General features: G+C 53.6%; 19 protein-coding genes. 11 read left to right on the top strand and 8 right to left on the bottom strand.

Going from position 1 to position 20,508, the window contains the following annotated elements; all coding sequences use genetic code 11:
* Positions 1–44: 44 nt before the first annotated feature.
* From ACP7IZ_RS06550 to ACP7IZ_RS06560, 3 genes are read right to left on the bottom strand one after another with little or no spacing between them, the layout of a single operon-like run.
* Positions 45–1,460 (bottom strand): NAD(P)(+) transhydrogenase (Re/Si-specific) subunit beta, encoded by a 1,416-nt coding sequence (locus ACP7IZ_RS06550; protein ID WP_426848356.1) that lies wholly within the window; start codon positions 1,458–1,460, stop codon positions 45–47.
* Positions 1,461–1,787: an NAD(P) transhydrogenase subunit alpha gene (locus ACP7IZ_RS06555; protein WP_426848357.1), complete on the bottom strand. Its 327-nt coding sequence runs from the start codon at positions 1,785–1,787 to the stop codon at positions 1,461–1,463. It lies immediately after the preceding gene.
* Positions 1,784–2,935 (bottom strand): NAD(P) transhydrogenase subunit alpha, encoded by a 1,152-nt coding sequence (locus ACP7IZ_RS06560; protein WP_426848358.1) that lies wholly within the window; start codon positions 2,933–2,935, stop codon positions 1,784–1,786. Before ACP7IZ_RS06560 ends, ACP7IZ_RS06555 begins: the two co-directional genes overlap by 4 nt.
* Before the next feature lie 401 nt (positions 2,936–3,336).
* Here ACP7IZ_RS06560 and ACP7IZ_RS06565 point away from each other — a divergent pair, with 401 nt between their 5' ends.
* The 7 genes from ACP7IZ_RS06565 to ACP7IZ_RS06595 all read left to right on the top strand — a co-directional run bounded on the left by ACP7IZ_RS06565 (position 3,337) and on the right by ACP7IZ_RS06595 (position 9,911).
* The gene (locus ACP7IZ_RS06565; RefSeq protein ID WP_006116620.1) at positions 3,337–4,359 is read left to right on the top strand and encodes an aspartate-semialdehyde dehydrogenase; all 1,023 of its coding nucleotides are present in this window, start codon (positions 3,337–3,339) and stop codon (positions 4,357–4,359) included.
* 136 nt (positions 4,360–4,495) lie between these two features.
* Positions 4,496–4,969, top strand: a complete 474-nt coding sequence (sdhC, locus tag ACP7IZ_RS06570; RefSeq protein WP_006116621.1) for a succinate dehydrogenase, cytochrome b556 subunit — start codon at positions 4,496–4,498, stop codon at positions 4,967–4,969.
* 1 nt (position 4,970) lies between these two features.
* Positions 4,971–5,384 carry a succinate dehydrogenase, hydrophobic membrane anchor protein gene (sdhD, locus tag ACP7IZ_RS06575; RefSeq protein WP_426848359.1) on the top strand — a complete coding sequence of 138 codons (414 nt, stop codon included), beginning with the start codon at positions 4,971–4,973 and terminating at the stop codon, positions 5,382–5,384.
* 117 nt (positions 5,385–5,501) lie between these two features.
* Positions 5,502–7,313 carry a succinate dehydrogenase flavoprotein subunit gene (sdhA, locus tag ACP7IZ_RS06580; protein WP_426848360.1) on the top strand — a complete coding sequence of 604 codons (1,812 nt, stop codon included), beginning with the start codon at positions 5,502–5,504 and terminating at the stop codon, positions 7,311–7,313.
* Between the two features lie 36 nt (positions 7,314–7,349).
* The gene (locus tag ACP7IZ_RS06585) at positions 7,350–8,132 is read left to right on the top strand and encodes a succinate dehydrogenase iron-sulfur subunit (RefSeq protein ID WP_006116624.1); all 783 of its coding nucleotides are present in this window, start codon (positions 7,350–7,352) and stop codon (positions 8,130–8,132) included.
* A gap of 176 nt (positions 8,133–8,308) precedes the next feature.
* Positions 8,309–8,971: a protein tyrosine phosphatase gene (locus ACP7IZ_RS06590; RefSeq protein WP_426848361.1), complete on the top strand. Its 663-nt coding sequence runs from the start codon at positions 8,309–8,311 to the stop codon at positions 8,969–8,971.
* Positions 8,972–9,029: 58 nt separating this feature from the next.
* Positions 9,030–9,911 (top strand): DMT family transporter, encoded by an 882-nt coding sequence (locus tag ACP7IZ_RS06595; RefSeq protein ID WP_426848363.1) that lies wholly within the window; start codon positions 9,030–9,032, stop codon positions 9,909–9,911.
* A 91-nt stretch (positions 9,912–10,002) separates the two neighbouring features.
* Here ACP7IZ_RS06595 and ACP7IZ_RS06600 read toward each other — a convergent pair whose 3' ends face one another.
* From ACP7IZ_RS06600 to ACP7IZ_RS06610, 3 genes are read right to left on the bottom strand one after another with little or no spacing between them, the layout of a single operon-like run.
* Complete coding sequence (locus tag ACP7IZ_RS06600) at positions 10,003–11,226, bottom strand: phosphoglycerate kinase (RefSeq protein WP_006116627.1); 1,224 nt, start codon at positions 11,224–11,226, stop codon at positions 10,003–10,005.
* On the bottom strand, positions 11,226–12,248 hold the full coding sequence (gene gap / locus ACP7IZ_RS06605; protein WP_426848364.1) for a type I glyceraldehyde-3-phosphate dehydrogenase: 1,023 nt from the start codon (positions 12,246–12,248) through the stop codon (positions 11,226–11,228). Before gap ends, ACP7IZ_RS06600 begins: the two co-directional genes overlap by 1 nt.
* A gap of 52 nt (positions 12,249–12,300) precedes the next feature.
* The gene (locus ACP7IZ_RS06610) at positions 12,301–14,232 is read right to left on the bottom strand and encodes a transketolase-like TK C-terminal-containing protein (protein ID WP_426848365.1); all 1,932 of its coding nucleotides are present in this window, start codon (positions 14,230–14,232) and stop codon (positions 12,301–12,303) included.
* A 157-nt stretch (positions 14,233–14,389) separates the two neighbouring features.
* On the opposite strand from ACP7IZ_RS06610, the gene ACP7IZ_RS06615 reads away from it, so the two are divergent.
* Both ACP7IZ_RS06615 and hemA read left to right on the top strand, forming a co-directional pair.
* Positions 14,390–14,866 (top strand): hypothetical protein, encoded by a 477-nt coding sequence (locus tag ACP7IZ_RS06615; protein WP_035352952.1) that lies wholly within the window; start codon positions 14,390–14,392, stop codon positions 14,864–14,866.
* 60 nt (positions 14,867–14,926) lie between these two features.
* A complete protein-coding gene (gene hemA / locus ACP7IZ_RS06620; RefSeq protein WP_006116631.1) occupies positions 14,927–16,234 on the top strand; it encodes a 5-aminolevulinate synthase in 1,308 nt (435 codons plus the stop codon).
* 51 nt (positions 16,235–16,285) lie between these two features.
* Here hemA and ACP7IZ_RS06625 read toward each other — a convergent pair whose 3' ends face one another.
* A complete protein-coding gene (locus ACP7IZ_RS06625; RefSeq protein ID WP_426848366.1) occupies positions 16,286–17,164 on the bottom strand; it encodes a DsbA family protein in 879 nt (292 codons plus the stop codon).
* Positions 17,165–17,211: 47 nt separating this feature from the next.
* Between ACP7IZ_RS06625 and ACP7IZ_RS06630 the strand changes: the two genes are divergently transcribed.
* Together ACP7IZ_RS06630 and recA are read left to right on the top strand one after the other, a co-directional pair.
* Complete coding sequence (locus tag ACP7IZ_RS06630) at positions 17,212–18,666, top strand: gamma-glutamyltransferase (RefSeq protein WP_063353259.1); 1,455 nt, start codon at positions 17,212–17,214, stop codon at positions 18,664–18,666.
* A gap of 261 nt (positions 18,667–18,927) precedes the next feature.
* Positions 18,928–19,953, top strand: a complete 1,026-nt coding sequence (gene recA, locus ACP7IZ_RS06635) for a recombinase RecA (RefSeq protein WP_269320058.1) — start codon at positions 18,928–18,930, stop codon at positions 19,951–19,953.
* Positions 19,954–19,959: 6 nt separating this feature from the next.
* On the opposite strand, the gene ACP7IZ_RS06640 is transcribed toward recA, so the two are convergent.
* Entirely contained in the window at positions 19,960–20,472 is a 513-nt protein-coding gene (locus ACP7IZ_RS06640; protein ID WP_426848367.1) for a GNAT family N-acetyltransferase, read from the bottom strand.
* Positions 20,473–20,508: the final 36 nt, after the last annotated feature.

A 20,508-nucleotide genomic window follows, 5' to 3' on the forward strand; every position in this document is an offset into this window, starting at 1 on the left:
GAGAAATAAAAAAGGGCGAGGGGTAAGCCTCGCCCTTGTCATGTTTAGGAGCCGCCAAGACTTTTGACAGCTTCAACCATTTTGGAAAGCACAGCCTGTGCATCTCCAAATACCATTGTGCAGTTCTTCTGGAAGAAAAGCGGGTTCTGCACGCCGGAATATCCAACGCCCGTGCCACGTTTAATGACAAATACCTGATGTGCTTTGTAAGCGTTCAAAATAGGCATGCCATAAATGGGGGAGGATTTATCTGTTAGGGCTTCCGGGTTCACCACATCGTTGGCACCAATAACCAGCGCAACATCCGTTGTGGCGAAACTATCATTTATGTCATCCATGTCATAAATCATGTCATACGGCACCCCGGCTTCGGCCAAAAGAACGTTCATATGCCCAGGCATACGGCCAGCCACAGGGTGGATGGCAAACTTAACATCCACACCATCGACAACAAGAATTTTGACAAATTCGTAAAGTTTCTGTTGTGCCTGTGCAACAGCCAGCCCGTAACCGGGAATAATGATGACACTGGAGGCATAACGCATGGTGGTGGCAGCATCTGCAGGATCAACAGATTGCATTTCACCCTGCGGTCCTTTGGCGCTACTTGAGCTATCACCAAAGTTGCTGAACAATACGTTGGTGAGCGAACGGTTCATGGCTTTTGCCATCAACACGGTCAGCAACGTGCCAGCAGACCCAACAACCATGCCTGCAATCATTAGGGCAGGGTTGTTCATCACATACCCTTCAAGCCCAACGGCCAGCCCTGTGAAGGCGTTGTAGAGCGAAATAACAACCGGCATATCGGCACCACCAATTGGCAGTGTCATGCACACGCCAAACAGCAGAGCCATCAGGAAGAACAGATCCCGCGGCAGTTCCCCCATTGGGGTGCTATACTGCATGACTGTGAGCGCACCTAATACCAAGGCAATAAGAAACACCCCAGCATTGAAAATACGCTGTCCAGTAAAGCGCACAGGCTTTTTCATTCGCCCGTCCAGCTTGGCCCATGCTATAATGGAGCCGGTAAGCGAAATGCACCCGATAAGCGCACCCAAAACGGTAATGCTGAGGTGCAAGGGAGACGTTGGGTCATCGCTTAAAAGTTCTACGCCTGCCAAACAGGCAGCAGAACCGCCGCCCATACCATTAAAAATGGCAACCATCTGCGGCATAGCTGTCATTTGCACGGTACGGCCACGCCAGCCAGCCCATGCGCAACCCAAAACCAGAGCCAGAACAGCCAATACCACATTTACCAGAAGATGCGGTTTTGCGGCTTCTGTTACGTTGAAGAGGTTTAAAAAAGTTGCAGCAATAACAAAGATCATACCGTAACCGGCTGTAACAATGCCAGATACAGCCGTAACGGGGGATGACATGGCTTTCAGCCCGTAAATAAACAGGCCGGCAGCAATAAGGCCACTTAGGCCCACAATGTATTCAATAAACATTTATTGCTGTTCCTTTTTGGGTGGAGCTGTTTTTTGGCTGGGCCGGAACATGGCAAGCATACGGTCTGTTACCACATAGCCGCCCATCACGTTGCCTGCGCCTAGAAAAACCCCAATAAAACCAATAATCTGTCCGGAAATGCTGGTTGCGTTAAACAGTGCATCCAACGCACCCACAACCACAATGCCGTGGATGAAGTTAGAACCGGACATTAGGGGCGTATGCAGGATGGATGGTACACGGCTGATCACCACATAGCCGGTAAAGGCGGCCAGCATGAAAATGTATAAAGCGATAATAAAGGTCATGGATGTTGCGGTAATCATGATGCTTTCTCCACGGGCACACTTTCGATAAACTGTTTGATGGCATCATTAGTTATTGCACCATCATGCGTAAGAGTGGTGCCTTTAATGACATCATCCGTAAAATCAGGTTTCAGCACACCATCATGCACAACCTGTTCTAAAAGGTTGTAGATATTCTTGGCATAAAGCTCACTTGCCTGTGCTGCCAGGCAGGATGGCAGGTTTGTTGGCCCCACCAATGTAACGGGCCCAATTTTTATAATTTCTCCTGCTTTTGTGCCTTCACAATTGCCGCCATTGGGGGCACCCATATCCACCACAACAGATCCCTCCTTCATGGCGGCCAACTGGTCTGCCTCAATCAGGCGTGGAGCGTGTTTTCCGGGAACAGCCGCTGTGGTGATAATTAAATCTGCCTGTGCGATATGTTGGCTGAGTGCAGCACGCACTTTTGTTTTTTCTTCGGGTGTTAGTTCACGTGCATACCCACCAGCGCCGCGGGCATCCACGCCGGTATCGACAAAGCGTGCGCCCACAGATTCTGCTTCTTCTTTTGTTTCGGGGCGCACGTCATAGCCTTCGCAAACTGCGCCAAGTCGGTGTGCTGTTGCCAATGCCTGTAACCCGGCCACACCCAACCCCATAACCAACACGCGTGCCGCCCGGAGCGAGCCAACGGCTGTTGTCATCATGGGTAGGATTTTTTGCATATGCACGCAGCCCAGTAACGGAGCATAATATCCGGCTAACGCGGCTTGGCTGGAAAGAGCATCCATAGCCTGTGCCCGGCTGATGCGTGGAATAAGCTCCATGGCAAATGTGGTAATCTTGCTATCGCGCAAAGCCTTTACCAGATCAGGCTGGGTTTTGGCGTAAATGAAAGACACCAGCAAACTGCCGGGTTTCATTTTTTTTACTGCCTCCACGCAGGGCGGCTGCACAGCCAGCACAATATCTGCATCTCCCAGAAGTTTTTGCTGATCTGCTTCTGTGGCAACGCCAGCCTGTGTGTATGCTGCATCCGTATAGGTTGCTGCGGCCCCTCCGCCTTGTTCCAGAACCAGTGAGGCTCCAAGTTTGGCAATGCGCTGGGCGACTGAGGGAATCATGGCAACCCGTCTTTCATCGGCTGCCGTTTCCTTCAGAATTGCAATTTTAAGTGTCACGGTCTGTTCCAAACTCTGTTGTAAAAGTTGGGCAAAGGTCAGAACAGGTTTTGCATCCTGCCTGAGGCACGAAAATCATGACACTACGGCGCGTAGGGGTGCTGCAATGATGTGTATCAAAAACGTGGTCATGGTGTTCAAGTAATTTGTTGTATTTTTGTTTAACGCTGGCACATCCCGTGTTCCGTATGTCGTGCGTTTAAACGGTTAACCACGGCAGCGGGTTTCTGTTTCGGGTGGGTATCAAGGTTTTTGGGGCAGAAAAAAGCTGCGGGGCGTGCAATCACCGGGGCAGATGCCCATGGCGGGCAATTCCATTTGGTTGCGTAATGGTCTAGGGTCTGCCGCCATCAGGCCATATATATGGCCGACATATATACAAGATCAAAAGCAGGTGGATTATGGGATATCGGGTTGCTGTTGTAGGCGCGACTGGAGCCGTGGGGCGTGAAATCCTCAAAACACTGGCCGAGCGGGAATTTCCGGTAGATGAAATTGTGGCTCTGGCCTCACCCCGTTCTACCGGGCGGGAAGTTTCGTTTGGAGATCGGGTTCTGAAAGTGCAGAACCTTGAAACATTTGATTTCACCGGTTGGGATGTTGGCCTGTTTTCTCCCGGTGGGTCTGTGTCTGCAAAATATGCACCCATTGCCGCCAAAGCCGGATGTGTGGTGATCGACAACACCTCTCACTTCCGTATGGATCCGGATGTGCCGTTGGTGGTGCCAGAAGTAAACCCAAACGCCCTTAAGCAGATCAAGCGCAACATTATTGCCAACCCCAACTGCTCTACCATTCAGATGGTGGTGGCACTTAAGCCCCTGCATGATCTGTTCACCCTCAAGCGGGTTGTGGTGTCCACCTATCAGGCGGTTTCTGGCGCAGGTAAGGATGGCATGGATGAGCTGTTTGCTCAGACGCGTGGCACCTTTGTGAATGATCCGCCCAAGATTGAACAGTTTCAGAAGCAGATCGCCTTCAACTGCATTCCGCAGATCGACCGTTTCATGGATGACGGTGCGACCAAGGAAGAATGGAAGATGCGAGTCGAGACCAAGAAAATTCTCGACCCGGATGTAGAAGTTATTGCCACCTGTGTGCGTGTGCCTGTGTTTATTGGCCATTCTGAAGCTGTTGTGGCTGAGTTTGAAGAGCCCGTTGATATCAAGCGCGCCTATGAAGCCCTGCGTGAAGCAGAAGGCGTTGTGGTGCTGGATAAGCGCGAAGATGGTGGCTACGTGACTCCGATTGACTCGGTGGGGGAAGACGCAACCTACGTTTCACGCCTTCGTGTCGATCCGACAGTTCCCAATGGCCTCGCGTTCTGGTGCGTGTCCGATAATCTGCGGAAAGGTGCGGCTTTGAACGCGGTGCAGATTGCCGAAACCATGATTGCTCTCGATCTCCTGCCCAGACACGGTTGAGTGAGAATCCCGCCCCTCTCGGCCTCGTGTTGGTCTGTTCAATTGACCGGCCAGAGGGGTGGGGCGTAGGACAAAAACGATGCAAACGCCGGATCCAGCCGGCGCTACGGGATAGAGACGGGGTACGAGGCAGACAATGCAGGATATCCGTAAGGCCCTCTATGTAGGGAGCCGAAGTGACGGCAGACTTATTCAGCGGCCCATGTCGCCGCATTTACAGGTCTACCGTTATCGCCTTTCCATGGTTCTTTCCATTATGAACCGTATTACGGGCGTTATCGCAACAGCAGGTGCAACACTGGGTGTGTTCTGGCTTGGGGCCGCGGCCAAAGGGCCAAAAGCCTTTGCCACAGCGCGCAAGGTTACGGGCAACCCGCTTGGGCAGCTTGTGCTAGTTGGCTGGCTGGCATCTGTTATTTACCACACGGTTGGTGGTATCCGCCATCTGATCTGGGATAGCGGTTACCGGTACGACAAAAAGGAAGTTAACAAGGATGGCCCGGTAGCCGTGGGTGTTACCGCTGGTGTCAGCACTGTTTTGGCGGCTGGCCTTTTGGCTGTTTCCATTTGTCGCAAACGCAGCCGCGCCAAAGCAGGAAAGGTATCCTGACATGAATGCTTCTGCTCCTCATATTGAAGTCATGCGCTCCCAGCTTGGGCGGGCACGCGGGCTTGGGGCCGGGCATTCCGGTGTGGGCCACTGGTGGGCCGAGCGTGTAACGGCGGCTTCCCTGCTTCCGCTTTCAACGTGGTTTGTGGTGCAAATGTTCCGCCTGGGCGGCGCAGATCATGCAGAAGTGGTGAAATGGGGCGGTAAGCCCGTAAATGCCACCATGCTGATCGCCCTGATCATCACCACCTTTTACCATGCCCAGCTTGGGCTTCAGGTGATTGTGGATGATTACGTGCATGGCAAGGCACATCTGCCGACCCGCCTGCTTGTTAAGATTGGCACCTCCCTGTTGGGGCTGCTGGGCGTAATTGCCGTTATCAAGCTGTTTGTGCGCGGCAGTAGCGCCAAATAAGCCGGGCCACCGCCTTATAGAATCAAGAGCCTGTGCCGCCAGCGCCCCAAAGCCTGAAGCGCTGTGGCACGAACCTGAAAAGACTGACAGGCCGAACGCAATGGGAGCGCCGTCACGATGAACGCCAATACCTCTCCGTCACGGGGAGCTTACCGAATTGTTGATCACGCTTATGATGTTGTGGTTGTGGGAGCAGGTGGTTCGGGCCTGCGTGCAACGTTGGGAATGGGCGCAGCAGGGCTAAGCACTGCCTGTGTTACCAAGGTTTTTCCAACACGTAGCCATACTGTGGCTGCTCAGGGGGGCATCGGGGCTTCTCTGGGTAATATGGCCGAAGATAACTGGCGCTGGCATATGTATGACACCGTAAAGGGGTCTGACTGGCTGGGCGATCAGGACGCAATTGAGTTTATGTGCCGTGAGGCCGTACCTGCTGTGCGCGAGCTGGAGCACTTTGGTGTGCCGTTCTCCCGCACGGAAGATGGCAAGATTTATCAGCGCCCCTTCGGCGGGCATATGAGCGATTACGGCAAGGCCCCTGTGCCACGTGCTTGTGCTGCTGCCGACCGTACCGGCCACGCCATTTTGCATACGCTGTATCAGCAGTGCCTGAAGCACAATGTTGAATTTTTTGTCGAATATTTTGCCATCGACCTTATCATGGATGAGGAAGGTGAATGCCGCGGCGTAATGGCTTGGTGCCAGGATGATGGCACAATCCATCGCTTTAACGCCAAGATGGTTGTGCTGGCCACTGGCGGTTATGGTCGTGCGTACCAGTCCTGCACCTCTGCCCATACCTGTACGGGTGATGGTAACGGTATGGCCATGCGTGCGGGTATTCCAACGCAGGATATGGAATTTGTGCAGTTCCACCCCACTGGTATCTACCCGGCAGGCTGCCTGCTGACGGAAGGTTGCCGTGGTGAAGGTGGTTATCTGACCAATTCCGAAGGCGAACGCTTTATGGAGCGTTATGCGCCAACGGCCAAAGATCTGGCATCGCGTGATGTGGTTTCCCGCGCCATGACGATTGAGATCAAGGAAGGCCGTGGCTGTGGCCCGAAAAAAGATCACATCATGATGCACCTTGAGCATCTTGGCTCTGATCTTCTGCACCAGCGTCTGCCGGGTATTATTGAAACGGCACGTATTTTTGCGGGTGTGGATGTTACCAAAGAACCTGTGCCGGTTCTGCCAACCGTGCATTATAATATGGGTGGTATCCCCACCAATATTCATGGTGAAGTGGTGCGCCCAACCCCAGATAACCCGGATGCCGTTGTGCCGGGGCTGATGGCCGTGGGTGAAGCCGCTTGTGTTTCCGTGCATGGTGCAAACCGTCTGGGCACAAACTCTCTGCTGGATCTTATCGTATTTGGCCGTGCTGCCTCTCGCCGTGCTGCGGAAGTGGTAAAACCAACAGACTTTACCCGTCCGCTGCCTGCCGGTGCGGGTGAAGCTGCGCTGGATCGTCTGGATCGGCTGCGTTATGCCAAGGGTGGCACCAAGGTTTCCGCCCTGCGTGAGCGTTTACAGCGTGATATGCAAACACATGCGGCTGTGTTCCGCACGCAAGAAAGCCTACAGGAAGGCGTGGACAAGATTCGCGATATCTGGAACGGCGTGAGCGATATCTCTGTGTCAGATTCCTCTCTGATCTGGAACAGCGATCTGATGGAAGCGCTGGAGTTTGAAAACCTGCTGGCGAACGCTACTGTCACGCTGGAAAGTGGCCTTGCGCGGCATGAAAGCCGTGGGGCGCACGCGCGGGATGATTATCCTAACCGTGATGACAAGGAATGGCTCAAGCATTCCGTATCGTGGCTGGATGATAAAGGTGGCGTGAAGCTAACCTACCGTCCGGTGCATATGAAGACCCTGACCGATGATGTGCAGGTCTTCCCACCCAAAAAGCGCGTTTACTGAGTTATCGGAACGAACGGGCGATAAAGGGAGGCGAACATGGTTGAACTCAGACTGCCGCGCAACAGCACGATCGGGAAAGGTAAAACCTTTCCCGCACCAGCCGGTGCAAAAAATGTCAGAACATTCCGGATTTACCGTTGGACTCCGGATGATGATAAAAACCCGGTTATTGATAGCTACGAACTTGATCTGGATACCATCGGGCCAATGGTGCTGGATGCCATTATCCATATCAAGAACGAAGTAGATCCTACGCTGACATTCCGGCGTTCCTGCCGTGAAGGGATTTGTGGGTCCTGCGCCATGAATATTGATGGGGAAAACACGCTTGCGTGCCTTAAGCCCATCAAGGATATCAAGGGCGATGTGCGCATCTATCCGCTGCCGCATATGCCAATTGTAAAAGATCTGGTTTCCAATCTGGATGGTGCTTATGCGCAGTTGCGTTCCATCCAGCCTTGGATGCAGGCAGACAGCGCCCCTCCGCCGGATTCCGAACGGAAGCAGAGCATTGAGGAACGCGCCAAGTTGGATGGGATGTGGGAATGCATTCTGTGCTTCTGCTGCACAACCTCTTGCCCATCCTATTGGTGGAATGGTGACAAGTATTTAGGCCCAGCCGTTCTTCTGGCTGCTTATCGCTGGATTGCCGATAGCCGCGATGAACATACGGGTGACCGTTTGGATGGGTTGGAAGATACCTTCAAACTGTATGCGTGCCGCACCATCATGAACTGCACCCAGACATGCCCGAAGGGTCTGAACCCAGCCAAGGCCATTGGGCGCATTAAGGAACTGCAACTGGAACGGAAAGTCTGATTTTTCGTTTTTCCAGAAAGTAGACGTAAAAAAACCCGGTATGGCTTTGCCTTGCCGGGTTTTTTGTAACGTAAGCAGAGATATACCTTCTTCCGCGCCTTCTGCATTGACGGCAGCAAAGGAAGGTGGAACATGAAACCTGCTAGAAGACGATCTGTTTGGTAGTGAGGTTTTTCGTGTTTGACGGCCATCTTTCTTCATCATCTGGCCGCGCGCGGGCCTGGACTGACAGCCTGTTTGTAGATCACGCTATTTTCCGCTTGATGTGGACCAACTTTCACGCAGTTATTCCTGGCAAAGTATATCGGTGTAACCACCCCACTCCTGCGCGTTTGAAAAGAGCCATGGGGCGGTTGGGCTTGCGTACGCTGGTGAACTTGCGTGGGCATAGAAAATGCGGGTCTGATGCTCTTTCCCGCGATGCTGCACGCGGCCTTGGTTTGCACCATGTAGATATGGCGTTTGAAAGCCGTGGCGCCCCCCATAAGGACAGAATTCTGCGGTTTGCAGATATGTACCAAAAGCTAGATTTTCCAATACTGATGCATTGTAAATCGGGCGCAGACCGCGCCGGCTTGGCATCTGGCTTGGTTGTGCTGTTTGAGGGCGGGTCTGCCCAGCAGGCGCTTAAGGAACTGTCTTGGAAATACGGACACTTCCGTAGCTCTCGCACAGGTATTTTGGATGCTTTTTTTCTGCACTATCAGGCAGAAGGAGAAGGCCGCATGCCTTTTCTTGAGTGGGTGCGGAATGAATATGATGAGCACGCTTTAAAAGAAGAGTTTGTAGCAAATAAGCTATCTTCTTTTCTGACAGATCAGGTTTTGCGGCGCGAATAAGCGCTGCAAAAAATTACGGCTTCCACAATCCTTTTTGATGATAAGGCCATGATATCACATGGTTCCTCATAAACCTGTGCCTGTTCTGGCCGTTGTTGCCGCATTGCTTTCATGGGCCTGTGCGTATCCTGTTGTGCGGCTAGCACTGCCTTTTTTTGCACCTGTTTCGTTAGCTGCCGCACGTTATATGGTGGCTGCGTGCCTTGTTGTATGCTGGTTGTGCGTAAAGCGCCCACAGTTGCCACGGCTAAAGGATATCCCACGCTTTTTGGCATGTGGCGGCATTGGCATTGCGCTTTACAATATCCTTTTTAATACAGGTGAGCAGACAGTTTCTGCCGGTGCGGCCAGTCTATTATTGAATACAGCTCCTTTTTTAGCTGCTATTGCCGCCGTTCTGTTCTTAAATGAACGTCTGACACTATGGGGCTGGTTAGGTTCTCTTATCAGTTTTACTGGTGTGGTGATTATTGGCAGTGGGCAGCCCGGCGGCCTTGGTTTTGGTTCTGGCACTACGGTTATGCTGGCAGCAGCTTTATGCTCTGCAACCTACTATCTGCTCCAACGGCCTTTGGTAACGCGCTATGGAGCATTAGTGACCACAGCCTATATTTTGCTAATTGGTGCTGGCCTGCTTTTGCCGTGGCTCCCTAGCGCCATAAATACGCATAATGGTTGGCAGGCTTGGGCATTGGTTGGCGTGCTGGGCATATTTCCATCTATTTTGGGGTATGGCGCTTGGGCGCATGTGGTGGGGCAGGTGGGGGTCGCCCGTTCTTCTGGGCTGCTGTATTTACTCTCTCCCACAACGCTTCTGTTGGCATTTGTATTGGTGAGAGAAGTGCCAAATGTGCGTACTCTTATTGGTGGGGGCATTGTAATGGCAGGCGTTGGGCTGATGCAGATGTATGGCCACCCGCGCCCGCAAGTGAAGGCATAAAAAAACCACTTCAGACATTAAAATCTGAAGTGGTTTTGCAAGAATAAGCTTTAAAACAAAGCCATGTTCTAAAACTTTATAAAACCTTACCTTAGATTGGCAGGGTTTTTTCCAGTGTGGTGCTGATAGCCGTTAGGCCGGGTAGGATCTTGCCTTCCAGCCATTCCAGAAAAGCCCCACCTGCGGTGGAAACATAAGACATCTTATGCAGCACACCTGCATGGCGGAGGGCGGAAACAGTATCCCCACCACCGGCTACGGTTTTCAGTTTGCCTTCCTGCGTGAGCTGGGCAGCAGCCTGAGCAACAGCATTGGTGCCTTCATCAAACGGTGGCAGCTCAAACACGCCCAAAGGCCCATTCCAGACCAGCGTTTTTAGGCCTGCAAGCTTGCTTTGCAGCAACTTTACTGTTTCTGGGCCAACGTCCAGCGCCATCCAGCCATCAGGAATAGCCGTTGCGGGCACAACCTGAGTGGGGGCCCCTGCAATAAAATCTTCCGAAATCACGACATCTACGGGAAGAATGAGATCGCATTTTTTGGCTTGGGCCTGTTCCATAATCGTACGTGCTGTATCCAGCATGTCTTTCTCGATCAGGGATTTGCCAACCTGTAGGCCCTTGGCGGCCAGAAACGTGTTGGCCATGGCACCGCCAATAGCCAGCATGTCCACCTTCGCCAGCATGTTTTCAAGTAGCTGAAGTTTGGTGGAAATTTTTGCGCCGCCCACAATAGCCCCTACGGGCCGCTCCGGGTTTTCCAGCGCAGCATACAGGGCTTCCAGTTCCGCCTGCATCAACCGGCCACCATAAGATGGCAGATGGGCTGCAACACCGGCAGTAGAAGCGTGTGCCCGATGGGCGGCAGAAAAGGCATCATTCACATACACATCGCCAAGGCTGGCGAGGGCAGCGGACAAGCCTGCATCGTTCTTTTCTTCTCCCGGCTGGAAACGTGTGTTTTCCAGCAGCAGGATGTCTCCATCCTGCATGGAGCGCGCAGCAGCCTCTGCATCCGGGCCGATGCAATCATGCGCAAAGCTGACGGGCCGCCCCAAAGCTGTGGCCAGAGCCGTAGCTATGGGCTGGAGCGACATGTCCGGCACCACCTTGCCTTTTGGCCGGTCAAAATGGCTGAGCAGGATAACCCGCCCGCCTTTTTCAGCCAGTTCACGAATGGTGGGCACAACACGTTCAATACGCGTTTCGTCCGTTACCTTCCCGTCTTTCATGGGGACGTTCAGGTCTACACGCAGCAGAATACGTTTGCCCTTGGGGTCAAGCGTATCCAGCGTGCTGAAGGGAAGTTCCGCCATTACAGGCTCCCGAACAGGGCGGCTGTATCAGACATGCGGTTGGAGAAGCCCCATTCGTTATCGTACCAAGAGCAGACACGAACAAGCTTGCCGCCATCTACCAACGCTGTCTGAGTTGCATCGAATGTTGAAGATGCCAGCGCATGGTTGAAATCAGAGCTGACGAGCGGGGCATCAGAATAAGCCAGAGCGTTTTTCATCTTGCCGGAGTCTACAACGGCCTTGATGGCATTGTTGACATCTTCAACCGAAGTTGGCGCGTTTTTGGGCACAAAGTCCAGAGAAACGATGGAAACATTGGCGGTGGGAACACGAATGGCGGTGCCATCCAGCTTGCCTTTAAGCTGCGGCAGAACCAACCCAACAGCGCGGGCTGCACCAGTGGAAGTCGGGATCATGTTCAGGCCAGCAGCGCGGGCGCGGCGCAGATCCTTGTGCAGGGTGTCCACCGTGCGCTGGTCACCTGTGTAGGAATGGATGGTGACCATATAGCCACGTTCAATCCCAAATGCGTCTTCCAGCACCTTGGCCATTGGGGCCAGACAGTTGGTGGTGCAGGATGCGTTGGAGATCACGGTCATGTCCGGCGTCAGCACATCCTGGTTCACGCCGTAAACAATGGTGGCATCTACATCTGTTGCGGGTGCGGAAATAATGACCTTGCGGGCGCCAGCCGCAAGCAGAGGCTGGGCTTTTTCCTTGGAGGTAAACAGGCCTGTGCATTCCATGGCCACATCAACGCCCTGGAAAGGCACTTTGGAGGGATCACGTTCCGCAGAAACGGTAATGGGGTCCCATGTGCGGCCGTTGGTGGTGACAATAATCTTGTTGCCATCCACCCGAATATCAGCAGGCAGGCGACCATGCACGCTGTCATAGCTTAGCAGATGGGCATTGGCTTCTACGCTGCCCAGATCATTGATAGCTACCGGCACAACATCGGTGCGTCCGCTCTCAATAATGCCGCGCAGCACAAGGCGGCCGATGCGTCCGAAGCCATTGATAGCGATTTTGACTGCCATGGTTTTCTTTCTCCGTTCTGTCGTTCTGTGATCTTGTGCGATCTTCTTATTGTTACAACGGCTCCCGCTCTTGCCGGCGGGAGGTAGGTGATGGCGCCTGAAGGAACCTTTCTTCTATGGCGCCGGATGCGCGCAAGTGTTTTAAAACCCGCGCACAAATCGCTCCGGCAGTAATGCCAAAACGTTCATACACCGCGTTGGCAGGTGCGGATACGCCAAAATCATCCATACCAACGAAAAATCCTTGGCTACCCAGCCAGCGTTCCCATCCGAAACCTGATGCAGCCTCAATCCCCACGCGCAGCACATCCGTGCCCAGAATGGCTGTTTTGTAAGCTTCGGGTTGATTGGAAAAGACTTCCCAACAGGGAATGGAAACCACCGCAGCCTGTACGCCGTGTTGGCGCAAAAGCTGTTCTGTTTCCAACGCAATACTTACCTCTGGGCCAGAGGCCATAAGGGTAACGTGCCGCGAGCTGCTGCCATGCAAAATATATCCCCCACGAGCAGCAGAACCCTGCATGGGCACAGCGTAGGAATGTTCGGGCGGGGTGGGGCATAGCATGATAACAGCAGGGCCAGACTGCCAACGGATGGCCGCCTTCCAGCAAGCAAAGGCTTCCTGTGCGTTTGCTGGCCGAAAAACGGCCAGATGAGGCATGGCGCGTAGGCTGGCAAGTTGTTCAACTGGTTGCCAGCTTGCCCCATCATGGCTGAGAGCCAGCCCATCATCTGTTAAAAGGTAGATAATTTTTTGGCGCATGAGTGCGGCCATGCGGAGTGCCGCACGCATACGGTCCACCGTAATCATGCTGGCAATGCCACAGGGCAAAATACCACCATGCAAGGACATGCCATTTAACATTCCGGCCATGCCATGTTCCTGAATATTACATGGCCAGTCTGGTTGGATGTGTGCTGCGGCAGATGTGCGCGGCAACGCAGATGTAGCCGTTAAGACTGTCAGTTCCGGTAAAAGAGCGGAAAGCGTATGCAGGCTGGTAATGGCCGCTTGCTGGGTGGAGGCCTGATGTGTGAGTTGCATGGCACGGCGGCAAAGCCGGCTCCAGTCTTCCATCAACAGGCTGGGGAATGTGTTGGCCGTTTCACGCTCAAAGGCGGTGCGTTGGCGGTGTCTGGCCAGCCGTTTTAGCCAAGAACGGTATGTTGTGGCGCCGCGTCTGGCAGTTGGGCTCCAGGGGCCAGTAAGCTCTTCTTCTGGGGATAGGCTGGGTTGGGGGTGAAAGGTTTGTGGGCTTTCAGGGGGCATGCAAGCAATAAGCGTTGGTTTTTTAGCTCGCATGGTGGCAGCTAAAGCGCCGTTGATGGCGCTTAATTGTGATGCGTCCACTTTGCGGATACTCCACCCGGATGCGCTGAAACGTGCCAAAGAGTTTGAAAACTCTGTTCTATCTGCCCCGGGTGTGGGGCTAACCAGAACGGCAAGTTGGGTCAGCCCAAAACGCCCGGCAAGCTGCGCGGCCTCCATGGCAACGCCTGTTGCCAGATCTCCATCACGCGCAAGCACCCATGTGCGGTGGTTGACCAATGAGCGGCCATAGCGTTTTGCCAGCAGGTGTTCTGCAAGAGCCATACCAGCTGCGGCTGCAATGCCTTGCCCAGCAGGGCCGGGGGCGGTTTCTACGCCCGGGTGGATGCCATATTCCAAAGGGGACTCGGAAAACGCATAAGTGCCGCTAAGGTGCAACATGGCCTGCAATAACGGATGCAAGGTAGCGGAAGGCACAACAAATCTGTCTCGGTCGGGCCAATCAGGGTGTGCTGGATCAAAACGCAGTATGCGGCACCACAGTGCCGTAACAGGAAGGCAAAGTGTTTGCAGCAACGCCAGATGCGCAGAATTTCTGGTTTTACCAAGCAGTAAACGGGCTGCTGCACATAGGCGCAGCACAACGGTATCCTGCGCAGGTAGGGCTGCTGCAGGGGAAGCAAATGGATGCTCTATGAGTGTGGCCTGTGCCATTGGAAAGAGAGTGTGGAACGAATTTTTGCTGCTGAAAAGGGTATGAAAACACCCAAAGGGCTTGCACCCGGTGCAGGAGAGCGCGAAAGAAATAAAAATGGCCCCGTAAAGCCATATTGAATTGCCATTATACGTTCTGGTGGAGAACTGTCCTGTTATGCTGCCCGTTTCCCGAGTTACAGAAAAAGGGTCTTTTCTCCGTGTCGTTGTTGCGGGGTGCGTGCTGGTTGGCATGACAGGCTGCAAGCTGGTTGATCAAAAAACCTTCAACCCAAACGCAGGCGTGGCACCCAAGCCGTACATTCCGCCACCGCCACCGGGGCCGCCACCTGTGCCACCGTTGATTGAACTGGCTGCCGGCACCCCTGCATCGCAATGGGAAGCTCCGGTTGATCAGATTACGCGCCTTGCCCTTAGCCGCAAACCTGATGTTCTGTTTGTTGTCAGATGTCTTGTGCCGCCACAGGCCAATGCAGATGCGGAACAATCTTCCCTGATGAACTTGGTGCAGGGTGATGGCCGTGCTGTGTTGCAGGAAATGATTAATGCTGGAGCATCAGAGGCGCAGGTGGAAATGTCCGCTATGCCGGATTCTTCCGTGACGAAACCGGTTGTGCGGGTGTATGTGCGGTAAAGCAGCACTATATACACAAACGTGTGAACACACAGGCCAGACGGCCGATGGGTACGCGCCATGCCCCGACCGTTTCTGACGAGAAGCGAGGAGAAAGTTAGCGTGGGAGCGATAAAAAACGCCCGCCATCCTTTTTATGATCACTGCCATGAGGCGCTAGATCAGATCAAACATCAGGGGCGTTACAGAACCTTTACGCCATTGGCGCGTCAGGCAGAGCGTTTTCCTTTGTATGAAGAGGCTGTGCGCGATCTGCCGCAAGGGCGTGAAGTTATTGTATGGTCAACTAATGACTATCTGGGCATGGGCGTTGTGCCGGAGGTGCAGGACGCTGCTATCGCCGCTATTCGGGAGCACGGAGCTGGCGCAGGCGGTACGCGTAATATTGCCGGCACAAGCCCGCTGCATACACAGCTAGAAGCAGAACTTGCTTCCCTGCATGGTAAAGAAGCCGGGCTGCTGTTTATTTCTGGCTATGTTTCCAATCAGGCCAGCCTGCAAACCATTCTGACATCCATGCCAGGTTGGATCTGTTTTTCAGACCGGCTGAACCATGCGTCCATGATTGCGGGTATTAAAGGTGCGCGCGGATCTCAGACAGTCATTTATGAACATAATGACCTGAAAGATCTGGAAGAAAAACTGGCCGCCGCGCCAAAAGATGCCCCCAAGCTGATTGCGTTTGAGAGCGTTTATTCCATGGACGGTGATATTTCCGATATTGCCGGAACCTGCGCGCTTGCTCGTAAATATAATGCACTGACTTATCTGGACGAAGTGCATGCTGTCGGCCTGTACGGTCAGGAAGGTGGTGGCGTTTCCCAGCGCGATGGTGTGGCCGATCAGGTTGATATTATCGAAGGCACACTGGCCAAGGGCTTTGGTGTGCATGGCGGTTACATTACGGCTTCTGCTGAAATTGTAGATTTCCTGCGCTCTACAGCTTCTGGTTTTATTTTCACCACTGCTTTGCCGCCACCGGTTGTAGCGGGGGCGCTTGCCAGCGTGCGCAAGGTGCGCGCGGAAAACTGGCGGCGCGAGTCTATTTTTGAACGTGTGAACACATTCCGCCATCGGCTGCGGGCTGCGGGTGTGCCATTCACCATGACACCCAGCCACATTGTGCCCATTCCTATTGGGGATGCAGAGCGTTGCAAACGCATCTGCCGCCGCTTGCTGACGGAATATGGGCATTACGCAACACCCATCAATTATCCAACTGTGCCGCAGGGCACGGAACGCCTGCGCCTAACCCCGGGGCCGTTCCATACGGATGAGATGATGGATGATCTGATTAACGCGCTGAGTGTGCTCCTGCGTGAAGAAGGCATTATGCCCGCACGCCAGGCCGCCTGTTCCGCCGCGTAAGAAAAACCATTATGGCGGGTGAGGTTGAACCCTGCACCCGCCATAACAGGTTTAGTGGCTGCTTTTCAGCTTATCCACAGCAGCTTTAAGTTCAGACAGAGAAACTGCACCGGGAATGATTGCCTGATCCCCAATAATGAAGGTGGGCGTTCCTTCCAGATTGATGGAGCGGGCCAGAGCAACATTTTTTGCCAGCGCGGTGGTAACGGCTGAGCTTTTCATATCCTTCACCAGCTTGTCTGTATCCAGCCCAGCCTGATGCGCTGCATTCCGGATTCGATCCATGCCGGGGGCAGAAGAATCCGCCATCAGGATTTTTTGGAATGGAATGTACTTGCCCTGTAGGCCGGCGGCCATAATGGCCTGCGCATCCAGTGTGCTATTAGTCCCCAGTACAGGAATAACCTTTTCCACCAGCCTTAGGTCTGGTTCTGCGGCAACAAGCGCATCCAGATCATCCAGAACCTTGCGGCAGTAAGGGCAGCGTGGATCATAAAACTCCACCACATTCAGGGAGCCTTGTGGGTTCCCCAGCACCACATCAGTAGAACTTCCGCCAAAAAGCGGTTTGTTATGGCGTACCAAGTCTAGCGCAGAGGCATTTTTCTGCGCTGCGGCTTGGTTTTGCAGGGAGGCAATCGCATCCGACAGAATAGTGGGGTCGGTTTTCAGGGCGTTGCGCATGATGTTTACAATTTCGGCCCGCTGGGCTGGTGTAAAGCTGCTATCTGCTGCACGTACAGGCGCGGAGTCCGCACAAAACAGAGCGGTGGCCAATGCGCCAGCGCTTACTGTAAGGCGGAAGAAAGATTTCAGATTCTGCATGGTGTCCTTGTCCATAAACTGGAATGGTATGGCACGTGCGGTCATTACGGCAAGGTTGGGCTGTTGCTGCCCGCCGTAAAGCAGGTTAATCCAGAGGGATACCATCCAGACGACTGCCCGCCGGACGGGCCCAGTAGTGGAGAAAGCAAGGCGTGGCCGCCCGTTCTATTATCCCCCGTTTTACGCGGTTTAAAACCGTGCTTTCTGGTTCTCGCAAGCGTGCGGGGGCTTTGGCTCTTGCTCTTACCTCTGTTCTGCCAGCCTGTAGTTCTGGCAGTCATATTGCACAACCTGTGGAAACAGGATTTGTGGGAGAGGTTGTGGCGGATGAACCGCAGGCCGTTCTGGTTGGGCGCGATGTTCTGGCTAAAGGGGGCAACGCAGCAGATGCTGCGGCTGCTCTTGGGTTGGCCCTTTCTGTTACGCTGCCTTCCCGAGCCTCTTTGGGGGGCGGTGGTGCATGTCTGGCATGGAAGCCGGGTGAAAGCGCCGGGCAGGCCTTTGTATTTCTGCCCAGAGCTGGGTTGAATGACGCCGGGGCGGATCGTCCCGCTTCTGCTCCCATGCTGGCGCGCGGCCTGTATTTAATGCAGCTGCGTTACGGCAGTGTGGATTTTGCTGATCTGTTGTTGCCCGCGCGTAATCTGGCCTCTCGTGGTGTGCCGGTGGGCGGGTTGTTGGCGTCTGACCTTGCTGCTGTACAGGCACCTTTGCTGGCAGATGAAAAAACCCGTGCCATTTTTGGCAATGCCAACGGCAACGTATTGGTAGCAGATGACGTGATGGTGCAGACACGTCTGGCGGGTGCACTGGAGCGGATGCGTATTGCTGGTGTGGGCGATCTTTACGCCGGCGCACTGGGCCAGACATTTGCAGAGGCTGCGCGTGTTGCTGGTGCAGGGCTGACAACGCTGGATTTGCGCGCAGCTATTCCTGTGGCGGCTCAGCCGCTTACAGCGCGTGTTGATGGCATTGATATCAGCTTTCTGCCGCCACCCGCAGATGGTGGGTTTGGTATGGCTGCGGCGTATCTTTCCAATGTGGGGCAGAATGGCGGCCGCGTAAGGGCAGAAACGGCTGTATCAGGTTGGCGTGCGCGGCAGGGTGCAAAAGGAGCTGCTACCAGTATTGCAGATGCACAGGCTCTTCTGAATTCTGGCCACATTCCTGCTGGCTCGGTTCTGCCTGCCTTGCCTGCTTCTACATCTTTTGTGGTGACGGATAGACAGGGTGAATCTGTAAGCTGTGCATTCACCATGAACAATCTGTTTGGTACCGGGCGTATTGCTGGGTCTACAGGCATTATGTTGGGGGCTTCCCCCGTGCGGAAACCTTTGCCGCTTCTGCCTGTTGCTATTGCGCACCGGGGTAACCAGTTTCAGGCTGCGGCCACGGCATCTGGGCAGAATGTGGCGGCAGATACGGCAGCCGTTGCCTTGCAGGCAGCAATAGCGGGAAGCAGACCACAGGTGACCAACGGTGTGGGGCGCGCCAATTTTGTGTCCTGCCCAGCCGGTTTGCCGGGGGATGGCAGCAAATGCTTTGGTTGGACTGACCCCAGAGGGTTCGGGCTGGCTCTCTCTTCCGATCATGGAAAAAAGAGCTGATAATTTTCAGAATCTTAAAAGATGGCAGATGAATTTTATGCTGCCATCTTGAAAAGTTGCCAATTTGTTCTTAATAGAACAGGTAGAGATCGCAACATGAGCAAAAAGTTTCCATAAAGCGGTTACCCGGTACATTCGTTGCTGCCGTAGGGGCTTTATGGCAGGAATTGAACGCATAATCTTTCGTGCATGGTGCGTTATGCACATTCAAGGGCCTTACGTACATCTGGCAGTCCGGCCCACAGGAAGGGAATGGTAAAAATGGATAAGGCAAAGGCTCTGGAAGGCGCGCTGGGACAGATTGAACGTGCTTTTGGCAAAGGTTCTGTCATGCGCTTGGGGCAGCGTCCCAAGGTAGAGGCAGATGTTATTCCTACTGGTTCCCTTGGGCTGGATATTGCGCTGGGTATTGGTGGGTTGCCCCGTGGCCGTGTGGTGGAAATTTACGGGCCAGAAAGCTCTGGTAAAACCACGCTTGCGCTGCATGCCATTGCAGAAGCACAAAAGCGTGGTGGCACTTGTGCTTTTATTGATGCCGAGCATGCGTTGGACCCCGGTTATGCCAAAAAGCTGGGCGTGGATGTAGATAACCTGCTGATCAGCCAGCCAGATGCAGGTGAACAGGCGTTGGAAATTGCAGATACACTCGTGCGATCCGGCGCTATTGACGTTTTGGTGGTAGATAGTGTTGCAGCCCTGGTGCCGCGCGCAGAACTGGAAGGAGATATGGGCGATAGCCATGTTGGCCTTCATGCGCGTTTGATGAGCCAGGCTTTGCGTAAGCTTACGGGTACGGTGGCGCGCTCCAATACCCTGATGATTTTCCTGAACCAGATCCGCCTAAAAATTGGTGTGATGTTTGGTAATCCGGAAACAACCACGGGTGGTAATGCCCTGAAGTTCTATTCTTCTGTGCGTATGGATATTCGCCGCATCGGGTCTATCAAGGACAAGGATGAGGTGACAGGTAACCAGACGCGCGTAAAGGTTGTTAAAAACAAGATGGCGCCACCTTTCCGTCAGGTAGAATTTGATATCATGTACGGCGAAGGCATCAGCAAGGTTGGTGAGCTGATTGATCTTGGCGTAAAAGCCGGAGTTGTTGAAAAATCTGGCTCATGGTTTTCATACGATAGCCAGCGCATTGGGCAGGGGCGTGAAAATGCCAAGCAGTTCTTGCGTGATCACCCAGAAATGGCCGCGGATATCGAACGCCGCGTGCGTGAACACGCAGGTGTTGTTGCCGAGGCTATGATGGTGGCACCAGAACACCACGAAGGTGACTAAAGTTTTCTAGCTTATAGCGCGATAGAGCAGGCGGGCTTGCGCATCATAAGATGCCAGCACCGCCTGTTCTGCTTTATTGGTAGGCGCATCCGTAAAGCCCGCTTTTTGCCAAAAGCCAATGGCGTGGCAGGTAGATGTAAGTAAAAGAGTATGCAGGTTTTGCCTGCGCGCAGCCTGTTCGGCCAATAGCAAAGCCTGTTGCGCAAACCCTTGTCCCCTTACTGTTGGGGATAAGGCAAGATCATGAATATACCAACTATCTGCCTTATGAGGCAGGGTATGCAGCAAGGTGTTTAATGGCGGGGAAACAAGGCCTTGCCATGGGTGGCTTATTAGATAGCCAAGCACTTCTTTCCCCCGCACAAGAGAAAAGCAGCCATCAGGCGCAAGTTTTAGGCGTTCTTCAAAAACGACCAGATCTTCCATGTAATCGGGATGAACGCGGGCAGTTAATGTCATAACACCGGCAAGATCATCTGGTGTCATGGAACGCCAAGTGGTATCTGCGCTGGGAGTCATATAGAATTTCCGTTTTTTCCTTATACAGTTATTCAA

The sequence above is a fragment of the Acetobacter sp. AAB5 genome (assembly GCF_050106715.1).
GTDB classification, from domain to species: Bacteria; Pseudomonadota; Alphaproteobacteria; order Acetobacterales; family Acetobacteraceae; genus Acetobacter; species Acetobacter oryzifermentans.